Raw genomic sequence first — 20,134 nt, 5'->3', positions numbered from 1 at the left:
CGCGTTTAGCTGTAGTCGCTTTTCGGCTGGCTTGGGGGACGGCTAGACGGTCTGCGCGAGCGAGTGGCGCGGGGCTTTTCCGCCGCCTGCGGCTTCAGCCGGATTTCGACGCTGCCACCTTCCGGATCGTCGACCTCGAACAGCTTGGTCGAGCGGACCAGATCGCTCAATTTCTTGAAGCCATAGGTACGCGGGTCGAAGTCCGAGGACAGGTTGAGAAGCTGTTTGCCGAAACTGCCGAGATTCACCCAGCCGTCCTCGGTGTCCATTTGCTCGATGACCCGCTTGAGCAGGTCCGCCGCCTGCTGCGGCTTGGCCAGTGGCGGCGCTTTGCCATCGTCCTTCTCCGCCGTGACCCGGCCCGGCAGGAGGTTCTCGGTGTAGATGAAGCGCCGGCACGCCTGCCGGAAGCTTTCCGGCGTCTTCTGTTCGCCGAAGCCGTAGACGTCGACGCCCTGTTCGCGGATGCGGGCGGCGAGCCGGGTGAAATCGCTGTCTGAGGACACCAGACAGAAGCCGTCGAACCGGCCGCTGTGGAGAAGGTCCATGGCGTCGATGACGAGGGTGATGTCGGAGGCGTTCTTGCCGGACGTGTAGGCGAACTGCTGGTGCGGGATGATCGCGTGGCGCGACAAGACGTCCGCCCAACCCTTGGAGCGCTGGCTGGAGAAGTCGCCATAGATACGCCTGACGCTGGCCTCGCCGATCTTGGCGATCTCCTCGAACAGGCCGTCGGCGATGCGCGAGGAGGCATTGTCGGCGTCGATCAGCACGGCCAGCCGGTCGGTCTTGTCGGGTCGTGAAGCGGACATGGCGGTGCGGTTCCCTCGTTCTTTGTTAGCGATTTATGGCGGACGGCGGGCGCTGACAGGCGCCAGCCGCAAGATCGTTCAAGCCAGCCGATATCACAGCAGCCATCAGCTTCGCGTGTCCGTCGGTTCGGTCGGTAATCCCAGCCGGTCGAGAATGGCTTCGGCGACGGCGCTCGGCGCCCGTTCGCCTTCTCTGACGACGGCCTCGCCGGCGGCGATTTCGGCGCGCCAGCGAGCCCCGGACAGGATGCGGCGGCGCAGGCCCTCGTCGAGGCTGGTCCAGAGCCAGCGCACCCGCTGCTCGGCTCGCCGGTCGTCCCATGAGCCGTCGCGGCGGTGGATGTCGCGGAAGCGCTCGATTTCGCTCCACAATTCGCCGAGGCCGTCGCCGGTCATGCCGGAGACGGCGAGCACCGGAACGGTCCAGGCGGCCGAACGTGGCGCCAGGATATTGAGGGCGGAGCGGATTTCGGACGCGGCGGCCCGCGCCGGCCCGGCATTGTCGCCGTCGGCCTTGTTCATGGCGATGATGTCGGCGACTTCGAGGATGCCCCTCTTGATGCCCTGCAACTCGTCGCCGCCGCCGGGGATCATCAGGAGGAGCACGAGATCCACCATGTCCGCGACGCTGACCTCGGCCTGGCCGACGCCCATCGTCTCGACGATGACCACGTCGAACCCCGCCGCCTCGCAAAGCAGCATCGTCTCGCGCGTCTTCGCCGCGACCCCGCCGAGCGTGCCGGAAGAGGGGGAGGGCCGGATGAAGGCATCGGCGTCGACGGCGAGGCGCGCCATCCGCGTCTTGTCGCCGAGGATCGAGCCGCCGGAGCGCACCGAGGAGGGATCGACGGCGAGCACGGCGACCTTGTGACCCTCGGCGGTCAGCATCGAGCCGAAGGCATCGAGCAGCGTCGACTTGCCGACGCCCGGAACGCCGCTGACGCCGATGCGGATCGCGTCGCCGGTATCCGGGGCGAGACGATCGAGGATGGAGGCGGCGACGGCCCTGTGCTCGGACCGGGTCGATTCGATCAGGGTGATGGCGCGGCTGAGCGCGGTGCGCTCGCCTTTGCGGATGCGGTCGGCGAGGTCGTCTGGATCGGGCAAAGGGGTCATGATCACCGGTGTGGTCGAGCTGTCGGTGGCCCGTTCGGGCGCCAGCGAGGATTTGGGAAAACCTCCCGATCTCGGGTCGGAAACGAGCTTGTGAACGGCAATGACTACCGAAGCACCGCCATGTTTGCTAGGTCGTCGATGGTGGGCAACGATTAAAGGTGGCTTTGCGCGTATCGCCTGCCGCCGCGCTTTGGGAGAAGTACCATGGCCTGGAACAAGCCTGTTCTCACGGAAGTCTGCCTCGCGATGGAAATCAACGGCTATATGCCGATCGAATTCTAATCGGTGGCAGCACCTGATAGCCGCGGGCGGGTCGAGGCCCGCCTGCGGCTTTTCGTTTTGGGCTCGGCCGCGGGTGGCGGCTATCCGCAATGGAATTGTCTCTGCGATGTCTGTCGGCTCTATTGGGCCGGCGATAGCCGCGTTTCTGCCCGGTCGCAATCCTCGATCGCGGTGACCGCCGATGGACGCAACTGGCTGCTGATCAACGCCTCGCCGGATTTGCGCGAGCAGATTTTGCGTGCCCAGCCGCTGCAGCCGACCGCCGGTGCGTCTGCGGATCAACGACGGGCCTCGCCCGTCGGCGCGGTGCTGGTGACCAATGGCGATGTCGATCACGTCGCCGGCCTTTTGACCTTGCGCGAGAAACAATCGTTTCCGCTCTACGGCACGGCTGGCGTTCTCGGCGTCATCGCCGACAACCCGATCTTCTCGGTTCTCGATCCCGCGCAGGTGACGAGACGGCCGGTGATGATGGGGGAGGCGTTCGAGCCGGTGCCGGGACTTCAAGTCGAGGTGTTTCCCGTTCCCGGCAAGGTTCCGCTCTACCTGGAAGAAGACGAGGTCGATGTCGGCGAGGAAGGCGAGATGACCATCGGTGTCCGACTGACGGCAAACGGCAAGACGGCTTATTACATCCCCGGTTGCGCCACTGTCCCCGATCGGCTGCGCGACAGGGTCAGGGATGCCGACGCACTCTTGTTCGACGGTACCGTCTTCACCGACGACGAGATGGCCAAGGCCGGTGTGGGCCAGAAGACCGGCCGGCGCATGGGGCACATGCCGATCACCGGCGAGGGCGGCAGCCTGACGGCCTTCGACGGACTCAAGATCGCAAGCCGCACCTACATCCACATCAACAACACCAATCCGATCCTGATTGATGATTCCAAGGAGCGGCAAATGGTGGAGGCCGCCGGTTGGCAGGTGGTCAAAGACGGCATGGAGATCGTGCCATGAAGGCGATGATGGGACGCGAGGATTTCGAGGCGGGGTTACGGCAGATTGGCGCCGAGCGCTATCACCATCTGCATCCGTTTCAGCAGCGACTGCAGAACGGAGAGCTGTCAAAGACGCAAGTGCAGGCCTGGGCGCTCAACCGTTATTACTACCAGTCGCAAATCCCGGTGAAGGATGCCTATATCCTCGCTCGCTTGCGGACGCCGGAACTGCGCCGTGAATGGCGCCAGCGGATCATCGACCATGACGGCGAGGAGGGGCAGCGCGGCGGGATCGAAAAATGGATCGCGCTGACCGACGGTGTCGGTCTCGATCGCGCCTATGTCGAATCCGGCGTCGGCATTCTTGCCGGTACGCGCTTCGCGGTCGATGCTTATGTCCATTTCGTCCAGGAGCGGACGCTGCTGGAGGCTATCGCCTCGTCGTTGACCGAGCTATTCTCGCCAACTGTGATTGGCACCCGCGTGCGGGGGATGCTGGAGCATTACGACTTCATCTCCAAGGAAACGCTGGCCTATTTCGACAAGCGGCCGGTGCAGGCCAAGCGCGATTCCGATTTCGCGCTCGCCTATTGCCTCGACAACGCCCGCCGGCCCGAGGAACAGACAGCCGTGCTCGACGCCTTGCGGTTCAAGTGCCAGGTGCTCTGGGCGCAGCTTGATACGCTGCATTTCGCCTATGTCGAGCCGGGAATGATCCCGCCGGACGCTTGGCGTCCGGGCGAAGGCCTACGGGCTGAGGGCGGGGCGGCATGACCGCGATCGCAGACGATACGGTGCCCAGACTGCCGCACGGCGTGCGGTTTCGCGAGGACAAGACGCGCGGCCAGTTCATCCTGGTCGGGCCGGAACGCATCTTCAACGCCGATCAGGTCGCGACGGCAATTCTCAAGCGGGTGGACGGCAAGACCACGTTCGGGGATATCCTGCGACAACTGACGGAAGCTTTCACGGCGGACGAAGCGACGATCCGCCCGGATGTCGAGAGTTTCCTCATCGACCTCCGTGACAAGCAGATGGTGGCGCTATGAACGAGGCGGTCTTTCCCAAGCCCGCCGCCGATGCAACCGAGCGGCCGACGCCGACGCCGCAGCCGCCGCTGGGGCTGCTGGCCGAGCTGACCCATCGCTGCCCGCTGCGCTGTACCTATTGCTCGAACCCGCTTCAGCTCGATACGCGCTCGTCGGAGCTCGACACCGAGACCTGGAAGCGGGTGTTCAGCGAGGCGGCGGACCTCGGCGTCATTCATATTCATCTGTCCGGCGGCGAACCGACCGCCCGCAAGGACATCGTCGAGCTGACCCGTCACGCCGCCGAGGTCGGGCTCTACACCAATCTGATCACCTCGGGGATCGGTGTTTCGGAAGCGCAGCTGGACGCCCTGTTCGAGGTAGGCTGCGACCACATCCAGCTGTCGATGCAAGGCGCCGACGCCGGCGTGACCGAGCTGGTGGCGGGCTACAAGGGCGGCTTTGAGAAGAAGGAGGCTTTCGCCCGCGCCGTGGTCGAGCGCGGCTTCCCGCTGACCCTCAACGCGGTGATCCACCGGATGAACATCCATCAGGTGCCTGACATGATCGACAAGGCCGTCGCCTTCGGCGCCAAGCGGCTGGAGATCGCCCATACGCAATATTACGGCTGGGCGCTAAGGAACCGGGCGCAGCTGATGCCGGCGCGCGAGGACGTCGACCGGACGATCGGCGAGGTGGAATCAGCGCGCGAGCGGCTGAAGGGCACGCTCGTCATCGACGCTGTCTTCCCGGACTATTATGCGAAATATCCCAAGCTGTGTAACGGCGGCTGGGGCGCGCGCACGCTCAGCGTGACGCCGGCCGGCAAGGCGCTGCCCTGCCACGCGGCTGAGACGATCGAGCATCTGGAATTCTGGTCGGTGAAGGAGCATTCGCTCGCCGATATCTGGAAATCGTCGCCGGCGTTCGAGGCCTATCGCGGCACCGCCTGGATGAAGGAACCCTGCCGCTCCTGCGAGCGCCGGCATGTCGACTATGGCGGCTGCCGCTGCCAGGCGCTGGCGCTGACCGGGGACGCCGCGAACGCCGACCCCGCATGCGTCAAATCCGATTTTCACGAGCGGCTCGGCGAGATCGCCACGACCGAAGCCTCGACGGTTGCCGATCCCGGCGCGGCGACCTATCGCGGGTTTCGGGTCGGGTAAACCAATCCGCTCCGCCCGGGAACGATCACTTATGGCTCAATGCAGCATCCGTCTCTCGCGATGTGAGCCGATGGCTCAAGTTTTCAGGCGGTTTGTTGCCGCCGAGGGTGCGAGGCTACGGGATGGTTGGCCAGACGCGGTACTACTTCATTGGAATTCGAGGGGAGTGTGCCGAGCAATCCCTCGGTAAAATCGCGCGAGGGACCGAAGGTCCGGACCCGTTCCGCGTGCGACGATGCAAAGATCGGATAGCGAGGGTACACCGTATTTCGAATTGCACTACTGTCGCCGGACATGAGACAAATCGGCTTGTTGAGGCCGGGGTAGTCCCGAGGCGAAGTTCGCAGCTCCATGTGACAGAACCGCCGATAGAACGGCACATGCTCCGCTCGCACGGTGGCCAACATGTGATCCGCGTTGAAATGCTCCGCCGCCATCGCTGCGAGACGCACCGTCGCCAAGGGCAGGCGATTGGCGTTGGAGCGGATATTGCGATCAATGACGAAGCGGGTGGGATCGATGAATGACTCACCACGCTCCAGAATCGGCTCGAGCACGTCGGGGAAGACTTCCAACCCCGGAGAAATTGCATGACTCGGAGAGCAGACGTGCAGCCGGATGGACGCAGCTAGACAGTCGTACAGCTCAACGCCAAAAATAAGCGCGTTCGCGTCGTTGTCGTGAGAATCGGTAAAACGCCGATCCTCGTTGGGGTCGATCGCGCCCTCCTGGACATACGAGTTGTAGCGCAACTGATAGATGGCTTCGTAGTCCGCCGCATCCTCCGCTCGGAAATACTCGATCTGTTTCGCGGCGTCGTCTTTTCCCTCCGGGGAGGGGCTTGTCCACTGGTTCATTGCGCAGCATCCTGTTTGATCAGGTAGCCTAAGCAATTCCGTCGCGCGATGCGCGGGAATTAACGCAATTTAGCAGACTGATTTTAAAACTTGGTTAGTGTCTGGGAAGAGCCACGCGGCGTTCGTCGTCCAGCTTGGGCATCGTTTGGGCGAGCGTCGTCTTGAACTCATCGAGCGAGACGGCCGGTTTACGGTGCAATGCGCCGAGCAGATCGCAGATCGCCCTTTCGGGAAGCGGCATTCCGAAGACAAACCCCTGGAGCTCGGTCACGCCCGGTTCCGAAGCCACCAGCGAGAGCTGGTCTACGGTCTCGATACCTTCTACCACGATGTCCAACTCCAACAGCGCGATGAAACGTATTGCCCCCCGCAGCAGCGATATCTTGCGCGCGCTGTCTGCGGATTCTGAGAGAAAGCTTTTGTCGATCTTGATCTTGTCCAGCGGCAGACGCGAGATGTGTCCGAGGTTGGAGTACCCTGTTCCGAAGTCATCAAGCGAGAGACGGATGCCGTGGGATTTGAACTCCCACAGCTTTTGAACGAGTAGCGGTTCGTAGTCGAGGTCGATATTTTCGGTGATCTCGATTTCCAGACGGCTGGGGAGCACCCCCCCTTCTCGCAACGCTCGCAGGACGATTTCGACGATATCCGACCTGTGTAACTGGCTTGGCGAGAGATTGACCGCGAGATTGACACTGCTGGGCCAATGGGACGCGGCGCGGCAGGCCATTCTGATCGTCTGGTCGGTAAGATCATTCATTAGGCCCGCTTCCTCTGCAATCGGGAGGAATTGAGCGGGCGAAATGGGGCCTCTCTGCGGATGCGACCAGCGCACCAGCGCCTCGCACGTCACGACGCGAAACCGCTCCGGCTCGACAATCGGTTGAAAGCAAAGCGTCAGCGCTTTCTTGTCCAGAGCATCGCGCAAAGCGTTCTCTATCCGTAGATGGGTCGCTCCGCGATCGGCCAATTCGGCCGTGAAAAACTCATTTCGACCGCGGCCCAGAGACTTTGCATGATAAAGTGCGGTGTCGGCGCACTGTTTCAATGCAACTGCCGACCTACCATCTTCGGGGAAGAGGGCAGTTCCTATGCTGCCACCGCCTTGCAGCGTAAAGCCATTGACCTCGAAGGGCTTTCCGAGCGCGGCAACCATCTCACGCGCCAAAGCATGCGTTTCGGCTTTGTCAGAGGTATCGCGGTGAAGCACGACGAATTCATCCCCGCCGTAACGGGCGACCCAGCCACGACCGTCCACGGTCTCAGTCAGGCGGCGCCCCGCCTCTTTGAGCAACTCATCCCCCGAGCTGTGGCCGAGCGTATCGTTCACTCTCTTAAAGCGGTCAAGGTCGATGAAGTGCAGGGCGAAGTGCTGATCTTTCTCCTGGATCGCCTGCGCTAGATACTTTTCCATCGCGGTACGGTTCGGCAAACCGGTGAGGGAGTCATACAAGGCGAGGCGTTCATTTGCCCGCGCGGTGCGTACCGCGTTGAGAAACATGTTGCCCATGCGTGTGGATGTAACGAGAATCGTAAAAAGAAAAACGGCGAAAAAAATGAAAAGAACAAGATACCAAATCGACCATCGACTGGTCAGCATGATGGCTATCGGAATCGCAGAGGCTATGATTTGCATGCGAACAATCTTTGGGCTCGCGAAATTACGACCTTGAATTCCGACCAGAAAACAAAGAAATGCCGAGATCGACAGAAGCTCCGAGTAGCTATCGCTGGTTGCCCAGAATACGATGGCAGGCCAGGATCCGACGCTTGCTACGTGTACCGTACCGGCGATGAGATAAATGGTCTCCCAGAACTTGACCGAAAATCTCGCTGCATGTTTTGCAAACAGCAGCATCGTTGCAAGTCGGACCAACGTTACCGCGGCAATGACTGCCGTAACAGACCAAACTGGCGTGCTGTCCGTCTTCACCGCCGTCACGTATGCACCCGCGACAACTGCAAGAGAGCCTGTCGCGAAGGAGGGCAGATCCGCATAGATCGCATGCACGACCTCACGGCGCTCTTCCAGCCGTGCGCTTCCATCGCCGTCGGGCTCATCGCCCATTGCGCTTGCAACGAGGTTCCACATTTAAAATATTGTGATGGCTAAGCGAAAATATTCCGTTAAGCGGCGGCCTTTCCAGTTTTTTCGGACCGTGGGAGCCTGCCATGAAGGTCGGCAGCATCAGCTTGCCTGTAGAGCTTGCATCGCTTTGCGTTGCATGGATCCTGCGGCGGACTGGATGTGACGGTCTCGGGCGCTCGCTCGCGGATCGGCGTTCTCGGCTGCAAGTCGCCTGGCCTACAGCCAGTTCTTGTAGCGAAAGAACAGCATCGGAACGACCGCCGACAGGACCATCAGCGCGAGCGCGGCAGGATAGCCGAAGGTCCAGCCGAGTTCGGGCATGAAACGGAAATTCATGCCGTAGATCGAGGCGATCAGGGTGGGCGGCAGGAAGGCGACCGCGGCGACGGAGAAGATCTTGATGATGGCGTTTTGTTCGATCGAGATCATGCCGACCGTGGTTTCGAGCAGGAAGGTCGTCTTGTTGGACAGGAAGGTGACGAAATCGTTGAGAGAATGGACATCCCGGGCCATCGCCCTCACGCGGGGCTTGGCGTCTTTGGCGCTGGATTTGCGGCGGTCGAGGGCAAGCTGAAGAAACGGGAGCAGGCGATCGAGCGTCGCCAGGCCTTCCCGCGCGCGAGAGGTGAGGTCGCCGGCCGCTCCGATGCGCCGCAGCAGCGATTTGAAATCCTTGGTGCCGGTCGGCTTCTTGCGTGCCGAGGAGGAGAAAATGTCCTCGCCGATGTTGTCGAGGTCCGCCGAGATGGTCTCGAGGAGGTCCGCGACCCGGTCGATCACCGTCTCAAGAAGCCCGATCAGGATCGTGTCCGCCGACGGCGGCCGATCGCCGCGGCTGACGGCCGGCTTTTCGGCGGCGCCGGGCTGGGCGCCGCTGTCCGCAGCGCCACCATGGCGCGGCGCCTCGCGGCAGAGCTTGGCCGCGTAGATTGCAAAGCTTTTCGGCGCGCTATAGCGTAGCGTGATCAGCCGGCGGTCGGCGAGCATGAAGGTGACCGGCGCGAAAGACGGCTTGCCGCCGTCCAACCCGAACACGACCGAGGCCGTCATGAAGTCGGCGTCGTCCTGCGAGTAGAGCCGGCTCGACACCTCGATCTCGACCATTTCCTCGCGAGTCGGCATGTCGATGCCGCATAACTGTTCGACAGCGGCGATTTCATCCGGACGCGGGTCGAGCAGATCGATCCAGACGGCCTCGGCCGGGATCGCGTCCGGCGATGCCCGGACCGCGCGCATTCTGGCACCGGTCGGGACATAGGCCTCGATCATGGACGCTTTTCCGTAAAATCGCGGAACCAGCGCGCAGCGCTGTCTTCGCCGACGGCTCCAGCTGCGACATCCATGACGAACTGGTAGAGCATGCCGTTATCGGCGGTGATATCGTAGCCGTGCTTCATCAGGAAAACCGCTGCGACCACGATCGCCGTCCGCTTATTGCCATCCACGAATGGGTGGTTGCGAGCGATCCCGTAGAGATACGCCGCCGCGAGGTCGAAAACGTCTGGCTTTCCGTACGCGGCCTTGTTGAGGGGGCGGTCGACGGCCGACTCCAGCAGCCCGGCGTCACGAATTCCCCGCGCGCCGCCGAAGCGGTCGATCTGCTCACTATGGAAGGCCTCGACACTCGCTTGCGAAACCCAGCGCCAGGTCATTTCGCCAGTTTCGCCAACGCGTCACGATATTTGTCCATGAAGACGCGTGCATGGGCCAGTTCTTCCTCGAAGTCTGGCCCTGCCTTGATAAGCTTGACGCCATCTTCCGAAACGATGGCGTTCAAGCGGTCGCCGGTGGCCAATCCGGCCTGTTCCAGCACCTCCTTCGGTAAGATCACGCCTTCGGAATTGCCGATCTTGCGGATGACGGTGTTCATCGCAAAGCCTCCGATCTCCAGGTTCTGGCGTTATAACTAATGTTGAACCAGGTGGGTGGCAAGAGACTATTCGGCGGCCGCCTTCTCATGGCCCAAGTGGCGGGAAAGGGCCCGCAGCAGGTCTTCAGCCGCTTCCGCGACGACCGTTCCCGGCAGGAAGATGGCCGCGGCCCCTGCCGCCTTGAGGGTGTCGACGTCCTTCGGCGGGATGACGCCGCCGACGACGATCATGATGTCGCCGCGCCCCTCCGCTTCCAGCGCCGCCTTCAGCGCGGGCACGAGGGTCAAATGCCCGGCCGCGAGCGACGAGGCGCCGACGATGTGGACGTCGTTCTCGACGGCCTGGCGAGCCGCTTCCTCGGGCGTCTGGAACAGCGGCCCGATGTCGACGTCGAAGCCGAGATCGGCGAAGGCCGAAGCGATGACCTTCTGGCCGCGATCATGGCCGTCCTGGCCCATCTTGGCGACGAGAATGCGCGGCCGCCGGCCCTCGGCCTCGGCAAAGGCGGCGCTCATCGCCTGGATATGTTCGATCCGCCCCGCCATCGCGCCGGCCTCCCGTTTGTAGACGCCGGCGATGACCTTCGTCGTCGCGACATGCCGGCCGAACACCTTTTCCAGCGCTCCGGCCATTTCACCGACGGTGGCCTTGGCATGGGCCGCAGCGATCGACAGTTCCAGGAGATTGCCGTCGCCACGCTCGGCCGCCGCCGTCAGCGCGGCCAGGGCGGCTTTTGTCGCGGTGTCGTCGCGCTCGGCCTTGAGGAGCTTGAGCTTGTCGATCTGCTGGCGGCGGACCTCGGCGTTGTCGACCGCAAGAACATCGATGTCGTCGGCGGCTTCATTGAGGAACTTGTTGACCCCGACGACGGTCTGGACGCCGGAATCGATCTGTGCCTGGGTTCTGGCCGCTGCTTCCTCGATCCTGAGCTTGGGCAGGCCCTTTTCTATGGCCGCGGCCATGCCGCCCATCTCCTCAACCTCGGCGATATGGGCAAGGGCTTTCTCCGCGAGGAGATGGGTCAGCCGTTCGACATGGGCCGAACCGCCCCAGGGATCGATCGGCGTGGTGGTGCCGGATTCGCGGGCGAGCACGTGCTGGGTGTTGCGGGCGATCCGGGCGGAAAAGTCTGTCGGCAGCGCCAGCGCCTCGTCGAAGGAGTTGGTATGCAGCGACTGGGTGTGCCCTTGGGTGGCGGCCATCGCCTCGACGCAGGTTCTGACCACGTTGTTCATCACGTCCTGCGCGGTCAGCGACCAGCCCGAGGTCTGACAATGGGTGCGCAGCGACAGCGAGCGCGGATCCTTGGGCGCGAAGTTCTTCCGCATGAGCGCGGCCCAGACCAGCCGCGCCGCGCGGAGCTTGGCGACCTCCATGAAGAAGTTCATGCCCACCGCCCAGAAGAACGACAGGCGGGGGGCGAAGCGATCGATGTCGAGCCCCGTCGCGACGCCCGCACGGGCATATTCGATGCCGTCGGCAATGGTGTAGGCGAGCTCCAGATCGGCCGTCGCGCCGGCTTCCTGCATGTGATAGCCGGAAATCGAAATCGAGTTGTATCTCGGCATGTGTTTCGAGGTGTAGGCGAAGATGTCCGAGATGATCCGCATCGAATGTTTGGGCGGGTAGATATAGGTGTTGCGGACCATGAATTCCTTCAGGATGTCGTTCTGAATGGTCCCCGACAGGTCCTTCTGGGCAACGCCCTGCTCTTCGGCGGCGGCGACGTAGAGCGCCAGGACCGGCAGCACCGCGCCGTTCATCGTCATCGAGACGCTCATTTCGCCGAGCGGAATGCCGTCGAAGAGCTGACGCATGTCGATGATCGAGTCGATCGCGACGCCCGCCATGCCGACGTCGCCCGCGACACGCGGATGGTCCGAATCGTAACCGCGGTGAGTGGCGAGATCGAAGGCGACCGACAGCCCCTTCTGTCCGGCCGCGAGATTGCGGCGATAGAAGGCGTTCGACTCCTGCGCGGTCGAGAAGCCGGCATATTGCCGGATCGTCCAGGGCTTTTCGACATACATGGTGGGGTAGGGGCCACGCAGATATGGGGCAATGCCCGGATAGGTGTCCAGGAACGGCAGGCTCGCGATATCCTCGGCGCCATAGGCTCCCGCGATCGCGATCCCTTCCGGCGTCTCGAATGGCTCGCCAAGGGGCCGTGCTGCGGCGGGGTGCGCCGGCCGGCTCCACGCGATGCGGGTGAAATCAGGAACCTTCGTCACGCCGATGCCTCCACGGTCTCGCTGGTTCGGTAAGGGCGCAGCGGCTCGCAGCGGGTGCCGCCGGTCGGCTCGGGAAGCGGCTCGGGGCCGGGGGCTCGCCCCAGGAGCGCGTGATGTCGCTCCTCATCGAGCGGGTAGAGGTTGGCGCCGACAATGACGGTTTTCCCCTCGACGAGTTTGGCCGCACGGGCGGCTCGGGCGTCCAGGATGCGGTTTTGCAGGACACCGGCGGAAAGGCTCGCGAAGATGCCTCCTTCGGCCTCGATTTTCTGGAATTCGCTCCAGGCGACCTCCGCCGTCAGGTCCGTGAGCGCCTCGATACCGCCGGAACCGGCGGCCGGATCGGTGATGCGCGCCAGGCCGGATTCTTCCTGCAGGATGATCTGGATATTGCGGGCCAGTCGCCGCGCGGCGGGGTCGGCAAGGCCGAGCGGGGTGGTGTGTGGCAGCACGGACAGGCTGTCGGCACTGCCTGTTCCGGCGGCAAAGGCCGCGATCGTCGCGCGCAGGATGTTGCTGTGCGGGTCCTTGGCCGCCATCATGCGCCAGGACGTCTCGGCATGGATGCGGGCAGCGGGCGGAGCCGCCTCGCCGCATTCTTCCAGCAGTTTGGCCCAGAGGAGCCGCAAAGCCCGCAGTTTCGCGGTCTGCTCGAACTGCCGCTGATCGACCGCCAGGGTGAAGCCGATCGCAGCCGCCGCATCGGAGAGGTCGAGGCCGGCATCGAGCATCGCCCTGAGGTAGTAGAGCGCGGTCGCGAGTACCGCGCCAAGTTCCTGCCCGGCGGTTGCGCCCGCGTCGTGGAAGACGCGCCCGTCCGCCTCGGCGATACGGCAGCGAAAGCCGCTCGCGCGAAGCGACTTCGTGGCGAGGCCCGAATGCGCCCGGAAATCGCGCTCGCGGCCGGGGACGCCCCCCGTGAAGGCGAAGGGACCGATCGCGTCGAGACACAAATCGATGGAGAGCGCCTCGAAATCCTGGCCGCGGTTTTTTGCCACCGTGCGGATCGCCTCGACGGCGCGCCGGGCGTCCATATGCGGCTCGATCCTCAGCGAGACCATTTCGAGCTTCACGCCGGCGAGCGCGCGGGCGATTGCATCGCCTTCCATCGGAAGTCCGAACCCGTGCGCGGATGCCGACCCGGCGAAAACCAAAGACAGACCATTGGCGCCGCCTTCCAGATCCGTCAGCGCTTGGGCGTTGGCGCGCGCGGCGTCGGGATCGTCGACGCGCTGGAGGATTGCCCATCGCCCGCCCACCGAGCGTGCGAGCGAAGACGCATCGCGCTTGCGGCCGTACAGGGGACCATAGGTAAAACCGTCCTCGGCCCGCGCGGCGAGCGAACCGAAATCCCGACCCTTCAGGCCCTTTCCCACCAAGGCCCGCCATTCTGCATCGCTGGCTTCCGGAAAATCGATCTCTGCGATCGTCAGCGCCGTCATTGCACCTCCCTTGCGGGCCATGCCGCGTTTCGCCTTGCTGGTGAGCCCGAATGTGGCCTTCCTCACCCGTCTAGATAACGCCTCTTCGGCATAGACGAAATGCGGCCTTCGGCTCACGTCGCAGGGGCTAGTCGCACGCGATGACGGCGTTCCTGGGCGTGAGCAGCTTCCAGACAACGCCGGCCGCCGCGTAGTCCATTTCGACCGTCCCGCCCAAGCCCCGCGATGTCATCTTCTGGGTGACCAGTGTGCCGAATCCAGCGTGTTTGGGCTCGACGACCGAGGGGCCGCCGATTTCCCGCCAGATAAGCTCGAACTGGTCGGCAATCGACCATGATATTTTCACGGTGCCATCGGCAACCGAGAGCGAGCCGTATTTGGCCGCGTTGGTTGCCAGTTCGTGCAGCGCTAGCCCGATCGTCTGTGCGGCGGTCGAATTGAGATGGATAGCAGGGCCGTTCAGTTCGATCTGCTCGCCGCCGGCGCCGAACGCCTTTAACTGCGTTTCGACGAGGTCGGCCAGCATGACGCTTTCCCAACCGCTACCGGCGAGCAAGTCGGCGGACCGCGCCAGCGAGCCCAGCGCTTCCGATAGCGTATCCAGGAACTGCTTCGTGTTGGCGCTCTCCTTTGCGGCGCGCCGGGCGATGGCGGCGATGAGCGCGTACTGGTTCTTGGCGCGATGGGTCATCTCGCGCATCAGGAAACGGTTTTGTTCCTCGGCCTCGCGGCGCTCGCGCGAGGCTTGTGCCAGAACTTTCGAGACCGCGCCGATCTCGGCAATGTCGGTCCCGAACGGCATTGCCGGTTCACCCTTGCCGATCGCCTCGGCCTGCTTCGACAATTGCAGGATCGGCGCTGCGATGCGCCGGCCGAAAATGATTCCAAGCATGATGGAGAATAGCAGAAGCAGGATGCCGGCACTGATCAGCAGGAGCCAGGATCTGAGTGCCGGTTGGACGATGACTGCATTCGGCACGGCGACGGTGGTCGTCCAGTTGGACAGGCTGGACACTGTCGACGCCTCGATCAGATCGTCGCTCAAGCGCGCGCCCAGCGTCTCCAGGATCGAAGGGTTGTCATAAGAAATCCCTTGCTGAGCTTCCATCCTTCCCTCGCTGGTCACCGCTGCGAAGACGCGCCGGCCGTCTGCGTCCTTGATGATCGCGGACCATTCGCGCGGCAGGTTCCGGTTCGCGATGACGGCGTCCAGGGCATCGGCGGCCTTGTTGATCACCAGCACGTAGGCGACCGATTGATCCCGCATCACTGGGACCGCGACATGGAACATGAAACGGTCGACCCGTGCGCCGAAGAAGACGCCGGAGACCATCGGGCGACGGGTCTTGAACACCTGCTCAATCGTCTTGGTATATTCGGTCTTGCGCGGCGATGGCGGAAAAGGCTCCAGCGTCGAGACCACGACTCGAAACGAGGGATCGATCAACTCAGCACTCGTCTCGGTGGCTCTGAGCGCCGCCATCGTTCGCTCGTGAAAGCCAGCAAGTTGCCCGGTTACCAGCGAGGGCGAGGAGGCCAGTACCTTGCCGCTGGTGATCATGCCGTAGATATCCCGATCAACGGCGTTGGAGACGATTTCGGCCGTATCGTTGACTTGCGCGGCGGCGATCTCACGCTGCTGTTCGGAGAATTGCAGCACCAGAAAGGCGCTGAACAGCAACGCGGGAATAAGGACGATCAGGGCGAACAGGACAAGATGGGCGAGGAGGGGCGGTCGCCGCATGGCCCGCGCCAGCTTCGCCCATCGCGCCCGTCTGGGCGTGGACAGAAAAGCTCGCATCCGGTCAGGCAGCGAGCGAGCGACGTCCGCTTCGGCACTCATCGGCGACAATTCTCTGCGGCGCCGGGATCCTCGATCTGCGCCGCAGCCCCTGATAGTAACGAACCCCTAAGTTAATCCCACGACCATACGTCAGCCTCGGCCCGTATTCCATAACCTATTGGTGGGGTGCGCGCTTTTGCGCGGTTGCTCGACGTCGCCAAAGTCTGGCGGAGTTCCCGGCGACACGGTCAGACAAAGGACGACAGACCGGGTACCGAGGCCAGTGCCCGATCGACGGTTTCGGGATCGGATTGGACCTTCGCAAAGGCGACGAGTTCGCGCGCAACGATCTGAATCTGCCCCATGTCGAGGCCCAGCCCCATCAGCTTCGAACCGAGCCCCATGATGCCGCCGAGCGCCCCGTCGCCGTTGTCCTGGCCGGCCATCGCGACCGCATCTGCAGCGCCCGGCGTTTCGGCGATCATCTTGCCAACCGCGGGATCGTCACTCTCAACTTTGAGATAGGCGAGGATGTGGCCGATCCCGATCTTGGCGATGGACGGCTCGAGGCCCGTCTCCGCCGCGATTTTCGCTAGCAATTCGTCCATGCACATCTCCTCTTGCCGCCGCGCCTCGGGACGAGGCGGCGGGTTGCCGCAGAGCCTGGCAAAGCCTGATCCTCGACGCAATCGCAGAACGGGCGCTTATCGCTCGCCGCGCTTGTTCCAAGCCGTTCGCCGGCTATAACCACCACCAATGGTCAATGAGCGAGGAACGGCGGATGCAGGAAACAGGTCAGATTTTTCTTGGGAGCAGCCGTGACCTGCAGAACGCGATCAAGAAGGGCGAGTATCTCGACCTCAAGCTTGCCAATCGCCATGGCCTGGTCACCGGCGCGACCGGCACCGGCAAGACGGTCACGCTGCAGATCCTCGCCGAAGGGTTCTCGGAAGCTGGAGTGCCGGTATTCTGTGCCGACATCAAGGGCGATCTGTCCGGCATTTCCATGCGCGGCGAGGGCAAGGACTTCCTGGTGGAGCGGGCGGAGAAAATCGGCCTGGACCCGTATTACAACGACTTCTACCCCGTGGTGTTCTGGGACATCTTCGGCGAGAAGGGCCACCCGATCCGCACCACGATCTCCGAGATGGGGCCGCTGCTGCTGTCGCGCCTGATGAACCTGTCGGATGCCCAGGAAGGCGTTCTCAACATCGCATTCAAGATCGCCGACGAGGAGGGGCTATTGCTGCTCGACCTCAAGGATTTGCAGGCGATGCTGGCGCATCTCGCGGAAAATGCCGACGACATCTCCAAGCTCTACGGCAATGTCGCCAAGGCCTCGGTCGGCGCGATCCAGCGCTCGTTGCTGGTGCTCGAACAACAGGGCGCCGAAAGCTTCTTTGGCGAACCGGCGCTCAAGATCGCCGACTTGATGCGCACCGACCGCGACGGACGGGGCATCGTGAATATGCTGGCCGCCGACAAGCTGATGATGAATCCGCGCCTCTACGCGACCTTCCTGCTGTGGCTGCTATCGGAACTATTCGAGGAGTTGCCTGAAATCGGCGACCCCGAGAAGCCGAAGCTGGTCTTCTTCTTCGACGAGGCGCATCTGCTGTTCGACGATGCGCCGAAAATCCTCGTCGACCGGGTCGAGCAAGTGGTCAAGCTGATCCGCTCCAAGGGTGTCGGGGTCTATTTCGTGACCCAGAATCCGCTCGACGTGCCGGACGGCGTACTGGCCCAGCTCGGCAATCGCGTCCAGCACGCATTGCGCGCCTATACACCGCGCGAGCAGAAGGCGGTGAAGACGGCAGCCGAGACCTTCCGCCCCAACCCGGAATTCGACGCCTACGAGGCGATCACCCAGCTCGGCGTCGGTGAGGCGCTGGTGTCGACATTGGGCGAAAAAGGCGTGCCGTCGATGGTCGAGCGCACGCTGATCCGTCCGCCCTCGGCGCGTCTCGGCCCGGTTAATGTCGCGGAACGCGACGCGATCATCGCCAGGAGCCCGGTCGCGGGACAGTACGACCAGGCGATCGACCCGGAATCGGCCTATGAGATGCTGGTCGGCAGAGCCGAGGCCGAGCTTCGTCAGGAGGAAAAGCAGCGCCGCTTGGAGGCGGAGGCAGCCGAGGAGCGCCGGAATGGAGAATCAGCGCGCCGCGCCGAGGCGGCGAAGGCGCGGCGCACGCGCACCGGTTTCCAGCTTCCTGATTTCGGTCTCGGCGGCGGCGGGCGCGACGACACGAAGGAGGTCGAAGAGGTCGACGAGGCCGCCCCCCGCCGCGGTTCGGCGCCTCGCCGGCGCCGCTCGTCCGGCTATCAGCGGCAGACGCTGACCGAAACCGTGATGAAGCAGGTCGGCCGAACAGTGGCCTCGACCGTGACCCGGGCAATCCTGCGGGGCGTTCTCGGCGGCTTCAAACGCGGTCGCTGAGGGGATACCGCGGCAGATTCCAGGCGCCGCCCGACGTTGGGTTGAGGACTCAATGATCCGAAGACCTTCCCAACCGCACGGCGACTCCCCATTTCCGCCCCGGCCAACAACTGCGAAGGAAGATTCATGAACCGGAAGTCGACGCTCGCTTCTTACATTTTGTGGCTGCTGGGCTTCGGCGGGATTTGCGGCCTGCACCGGTTCTATCTCGGGCGGCCGTGGACCGGGCTGTTATGGCTCCTCACCCTAGGACTTCTGGGCATCGGCCAATTGATCGACCTGTTTCTTATTCCCGGCATGGTGCGCGAAGAGAATCTCGAAAGTCGGATCGATCATATGGAACGTGAGCGCGATCGTCTGCGGTAGGATGCGACAAGGCTGATCGCGCAAAGAAAAAGGGCGAGAGAATCTACCGCCCTTTTGACTGCAATGATCGCTGAATAGCCGGGATCAGGCGATCCCGATTTGAGTCACAACCAGCGGCGAGCCAGACTTGACACGATCATAAAGATCGATCGCGTCCTGGTTCATGAAGCGGATGCAGCCCGACGAGGAATTTGTCCCGATCGTCCAGTATTCCGGCGTCCCGTGCAGACGGTAGAGCGTGTCCTTACCACCCTGGAAAATGTAGAGCGCGCGCGAGCCCAACGGATTGGCGAGACCCGGCTCCATGCCGTCCGCATATTTGGCGAGGCTCGGCTCGCGGGCGATCATCTCCCTGGGCGGCGTCCAGGTCGGCCATTTTCTCTTCCACTGGACCTTGGCGCGACCACTCCAGGCGAACCCGGCGCGTCCAATGCCGACGCCGTAGCGCATCGCGCGGCCACCCGGCATCACCACGTAGCAATAGTATTTCGACGTATCGACAACGACCGTACCAGGTTTTTCGCCAGTCGGATCGGCGACTTCCTGACGATAGAAGCGTGGATCGACGCGCTTCAGATCGACAGCAGGAATCCGGTATCCCTCGTCGAAAACGGGTCCGTACATCGAGACGTATTTGGGTTCGATCCCGCGCTCCACGGGATAGGGTGCCACCGACACCTTGGCGCGCGGTCCGGTGGTGCAGCCTGTCGCGACCGCTGTGGCGCCGAGTCCGAAACCAAGGAGCAGTTTGCGACGCGTGAAGAGGGGGTTGCCGTTGTTCGTCATCTATCCAGCCTGTTTTTCTTATCGGCCGCCACTCTACGAGCGGAAGCCGTAAATTGTTGTTACCGTGCCAACACTTTCCAAGTTGTTCGGTTCCATTTCGATCACATCCGTTTGATCGCCCCTCGGCGATAGCCGTAAACAGACTTGCGTCTGTCCAAGTACGATTATGACTTGGCGAGCTATGGTCAGACGAGATTCGGCAGGCTGCGGAGGTCCGCCAGGACGGCGTTCGGCGACAGATCCAGATACTCGTCCGGTTCACCGCCACGGTTGATCCAGACGGTGTTGAAGCCGAATTGCGTGGCACCCGCAATGTCCCAGCGATTGGATGACTGAAACGACACGGCGTCGGGATAGAGCCGAAAGCGGGTCGTCACCAATTCGTACATGGCCGGCGCGGTCTTGTAGGCTCCGCAGTCTTCTGCCGAGAAGACCGCGTCGAACAGATCCTCGATACCCGCCGAACGTACCGCCCGCTTCAACATCTCGCGCGAACCATTGGACAGAATCGCCAGGCGCGCCTCCCGCTCCTTGAGCGCTCTGAGGGTCCCCGGCACCTCCTCGAATGCGTCGAGATCGCGATAGGCTTCGAGCAGTTTCTCGCGAAGCGCCGGGTCCGACGACGGGACCTTTTTGAAGGCGTAGTCGAGGGCGTCTTCCGTCAATTGCCAGAAATCACGATCGGCACGTCCCATCAGGCCGCGGACCCAGGAATATTCGAGTTGCTTACGGCGCCAGATTTCGGAAAGAAGCCGGCCGGATTCGCCGAGGTCACCGGCGTGGCGGGCGACGGCGGCGCTAGTGTCGAACAGCGTCCCATAGGCGTCGAAGACATAGACGGAATGCAATGGGGTCTCCCTGATCGTGTCAGCGGGCTTCTGGCTTTGGACGGTCATATGGGCGAGTCGCGGTAATTGGAAGCACTGC

The 20,134-nt window shown here is 63.1% G+C and carries 18 protein-coding genes and 1 pseudogene; 6 read left to right on the top strand and 13 right to left on the bottom strand.

All coding sequences use genetic code 11. From position 1 onward, the window contains the following. Positions 1 to 5 precede the first annotated feature (5 nt). Both ING15_RS13660 and meaB read right to left on the bottom strand, forming a co-directional pair. Positions 6 to 812 carry an NYN domain-containing protein gene (locus tag ING15_RS13660; protein WP_206455375.1) on the bottom strand — a complete coding sequence of 269 codons (807 nt, stop codon included), beginning with the start codon at positions 810 to 812 and terminating at the stop codon, positions 6 to 8. Between the two features lie 105 nt (positions 813 to 917). Next, a complete protein-coding gene (meaB, locus tag ING15_RS13655; RefSeq protein WP_206455374.1) occupies positions 918 to 1,928 on the bottom strand; it encodes a methylmalonyl Co-A mutase-associated GTPase MeaB in 1,011 nt (336 codons plus the stop codon). A 204-nt stretch (positions 1,929 to 2,132) separates the two neighbouring features. Here meaB and pqqA point away from each other — a divergent pair, with 204 nt between their 5' ends. The 4 genes and pseudogenes from pqqA (at position 2,133) to pqqE (ending at position 5,342) form a co-directional block, all read left to right on the top strand. After that, positions 2,133 to 2,210, top strand: coding sequence for a pyrroloquinoline quinone precursor peptide PqqA (gene pqqA, locus ING15_RS19950; RefSeq protein ID WP_206455397.1), 78 nt, complete (start codon positions 2,133 to 2,135; stop codon positions 2,208 to 2,210). 42 nt (positions 2,211 to 2,252) lie between these two features. Continuing rightward, a complete protein-coding gene (pqqB, locus tag ING15_RS13645; RefSeq protein WP_206455396.1) occupies positions 2,253 to 3,167 on the top strand; it encodes a pyrroloquinoline quinone biosynthesis protein PqqB in 915 nt (304 codons plus the stop codon). Next, positions 3,164 to 4,197, top strand: a pseudogene (pqqC, locus tag ING15_RS13640) (pyrroloquinoline-quinone synthase PqqC). Before pqqB ends, pqqC begins: the two are co-directional and overlap by 4 nt. Beyond that, positions 4,194 to 5,342, top strand: coding sequence for a pyrroloquinoline quinone biosynthesis protein PqqE (gene pqqE / locus ING15_RS13630; RefSeq protein WP_206455371.1), 1,149 nt, complete (start codon positions 4,194 to 4,196; stop codon positions 5,340 to 5,342). Before pqqC ends, pqqE begins: the two are co-directional and overlap by 4 nt. Before the next feature lie 83 nt (positions 5,343 to 5,425). Here the strand turns inward: pqqE and ING15_RS13625 are convergent, their stop codons facing one another. From ING15_RS13625 to ING15_RS13585, 9 genes are all read right to left on the bottom strand, one after another. Continuing rightward, positions 5,426 to 6,199 (bottom strand): N-acyl amino acid synthase FeeM domain-containing protein, encoded by a 774-nt coding sequence (locus tag ING15_RS13625; protein ID WP_206455370.1) that lies wholly within the window; start codon positions 6,197 to 6,199, stop codon positions 5,426 to 5,428. 94 nt (positions 6,200 to 6,293) lie between these two features. Next, on the bottom strand, positions 6,294 to 8,291 hold the full coding sequence (locus ING15_RS13620; RefSeq protein ID WP_206455369.1) for a putative bifunctional diguanylate cyclase/phosphodiesterase: 1,998 nt from the start codon (positions 8,289 to 8,291) through the stop codon (positions 6,294 to 6,296). Positions 8,292 to 8,504: 213 nt separating this feature from the next. Beyond that, the gene (locus ING15_RS13615) at positions 8,505 to 9,557 is read right to left on the bottom strand and encodes a magnesium transporter CorA family protein (protein ID WP_206455368.1); all 1,053 of its coding nucleotides are present in this window, start codon (positions 9,555 to 9,557) and stop codon (positions 8,505 to 8,507) included. Continuing rightward, positions 9,554 to 9,940: a type II toxin-antitoxin system death-on-curing family toxin gene (locus ING15_RS13610; protein ID WP_206455367.1), complete on the bottom strand. Its 387-nt coding sequence runs from the start codon at positions 9,938 to 9,940 to the stop codon at positions 9,554 to 9,556. The genes ING15_RS13615 and ING15_RS13610 overlap by 4 nt, the downstream gene beginning before the upstream one ends. Next, positions 9,937 to 10,158, bottom strand: a complete 222-nt coding sequence (locus tag ING15_RS13605) for an AbrB/MazE/SpoVT family DNA-binding domain-containing protein (RefSeq protein ID WP_206455366.1) — start codon at positions 10,156 to 10,158, stop codon at positions 9,937 to 9,939. The genes ING15_RS13610 and ING15_RS13605 overlap by 4 nt, the downstream gene beginning before the upstream one ends. A 66-nt stretch (positions 10,159 to 10,224) precedes the next feature. Continuing rightward, positions 10,225 to 12,390, bottom strand: coding sequence for a methylmalonyl-CoA mutase (scpA, locus tag ING15_RS13600; RefSeq protein WP_206455365.1), 2,166 nt, complete (start codon positions 12,388 to 12,390; stop codon positions 10,225 to 10,227). Then, on the bottom strand, positions 12,387 to 13,853 hold the full coding sequence (locus ING15_RS13595) for a methylmalonyl-CoA mutase subunit beta (protein ID WP_206455364.1): 1,467 nt from the start codon (positions 13,851 to 13,853) through the stop codon (positions 12,387 to 12,389). Before ING15_RS13595 ends, scpA begins: the two co-directional genes overlap by 4 nt. A 106-nt stretch (positions 13,854 to 13,959) precedes the next feature. Beyond that, entirely contained in the window at positions 13,960 to 15,576 is a 1,617-nt protein-coding gene (locus ING15_RS13590; protein WP_206455363.1) for an HWE histidine kinase domain-containing protein, read from the bottom strand. 287 nt (positions 15,577 to 15,863) lie between these two features. After that, entirely contained in the window at positions 15,864 to 16,223 is a 360-nt protein-coding gene (locus ING15_RS13585) for a DUF2267 domain-containing protein (RefSeq protein ID WP_206455362.1), read from the bottom strand. A 173-nt stretch (positions 16,224 to 16,396) separates the two neighbouring features. Between ING15_RS13585 and ING15_RS13580 the strand changes: the two genes are divergently transcribed. Both ING15_RS13580 and ING15_RS13575 read left to right on the top strand, forming a co-directional pair. After that, a complete protein-coding gene (locus ING15_RS13580; protein ID WP_206455361.1) occupies positions 16,397 to 18,055 on the top strand; it encodes a helicase HerA-like C-terminal domain-containing protein in 1,659 nt (552 codons plus the stop codon). 126 nt (positions 18,056 to 18,181) lie between these two features. After that, positions 18,182 to 18,421 carry a TM2 domain-containing protein gene (locus ING15_RS13575; protein WP_206455360.1) on the top strand — a complete coding sequence of 80 codons (240 nt, stop codon included), beginning with the start codon at positions 18,182 to 18,184 and terminating at the stop codon, positions 18,419 to 18,421. Positions 18,422 to 18,505: 84 nt separating this feature from the next. On the opposite strand, the gene ING15_RS13570 is transcribed toward ING15_RS13575, so the two are convergent. Then, positions 18,506 to 19,207, bottom strand: a complete 702-nt coding sequence (locus ING15_RS13570) for a L,D-transpeptidase (protein WP_206455359.1) — start codon at positions 19,205 to 19,207, stop codon at positions 18,506 to 18,508. 185 nt (positions 19,208 to 19,392) lie between these two features. Further along, complete coding sequence (locus ING15_RS13565) at positions 19,393 to 20,103, bottom strand: haloacid dehalogenase type II (RefSeq protein WP_206455358.1); 711 nt, start codon at positions 20,101 to 20,103, stop codon at positions 19,393 to 19,395. Positions 20,104 to 20,134 lie beyond the last annotated feature (31 nt).

The sequence above is a fragment of the Aurantimonas marina genome, from assembly GCF_017183135.1.
GTDB classification, from domain to species: Bacteria; Pseudomonadota; Alphaproteobacteria; order Rhizobiales; family Rhizobiaceae; genus Aurantimonas; species Aurantimonas marina.
This window is presented reverse-complemented; position numbering and strand designations above follow the sequence as displayed.